Annotated in this window: 1 protein-coding gene; it reads left to right on the top strand. The window is 72.8% G+C overall.

Annotated elements, in window-relative coordinates; translation table 11 throughout:
- Positions 1-952 (top strand): cytochrome b/b6 domain-containing protein (locus tag NWP09_RS12940; RefSeq protein WP_258275902.1); only part of this gene is annotated, 952 nt, incomplete at its 5' end.
- Between the last annotated feature and the right edge of the window lie 195 nt (positions 953-1,147).

Here is a 1,147-nt window from a genome sequence, read left to right as displayed (position 1 = left end):
GCCCGCGACCGCCGCTCGTGCCGCGCGTGAGGAGGCGCCCGCCGCCACGCCGTCGCTGCGGCCGGTCACGCCGCGCCAGTGGGTCGCGGCGAGCGTGCTCGTCGCGCTCGCCATCATCGGCGCCGCCACGATCGTCGTCGCGATCGCCCGCTGGTTCGTCGGGCTCGAGCCGGTCGCAGCCTTCGTCGAGCAGTACCCGGGCTCATACGCGCTCCCGGAGGGCGCGCCCGTGGGCCTGCCGGCCTGGCTCGGCTGGTCGCACTTCTGCAACTCGCTGCTGATCGTGCTCATCATCCGCTCGGGGCTGCAGGTGCGGTACGAGCGGAAGCCGGCCGCCTACTGGACCCCGAAGCGCGGCGGCAAGAAGGAGTCGCTCAGCGTCTGGCTCCACACGGGCCTCGACGTGCTGTGGGTCGTCAACGGGCTCGTGTTCGTCGTGCTGCTCATCGCGACCGGCCAGTGGATGCGCATCGTCCCCACGAGCTGGGAGGTGCTGCCGCACGCGATCTCGGCCGGGCTGCAGTACGTCTCGCTCGACTGGCCGACCGAGGACGGCTGGGTCAACTACAACGCGCTCCAGCAGCTCGCCTACTTCGTGACCGTCTTCATCGCCGCCCCGCTCGCGATCATCACGGGGCTCCGCATGAGCCGCTGGTGGCCGCGCGGCAACGAGCGGCTCGACCGCGCCTACCCGGTCGAGTGGGCGCGGGCCGTGCACTTCCCGGTGATGCTCTACTTCGTCGTGTTCATCGTCACCCACGTGCTGCTCGTCTTCACCATTGGGGCGTTGCGCAACCTCAACCACATGTACGCGGCCCGCGACGCCGACGACTGGATCGGCTTCGCGTGGTTCGCGGGCTCGCTGCTCGTCATCGCGGCCGCGTGGATCGCGGCGCGCCCGTCGCTGCTCGTGCCGATCGCGCAGCGGATGGGCACCGTCTCGTCCCGGTAGGGGGCGGATGCGGCGGGCGGGTCATCCCCCAGGCTGACGGCTGGGCTGCCGGGTGGCCGCGCGCCGCCCGCCCGACCTAGCGTGGACGCATGACGATCCCCAACCCGCTGCCCGGCCCGATCGTCCCGCCCGGGCAACCGCTGCCCCACCAGGCCTCCGCCGCCGGCCAGCCGCCGGCCTACGTGGGCCCGGTCG

Origin of the sequence: Agrococcus sp. HG114 (assembly GCF_024723325.1) — a bacterium.
Classification (GTDB): domain Bacteria; phylum Actinomycetota; class Actinomycetes; order Actinomycetales; family Microbacteriaceae; genus Agrococcus.
Note: the sequence above shows the minus strand (reverse complement) of the source record. Positions and strands in the feature narration are given on the sequence as shown.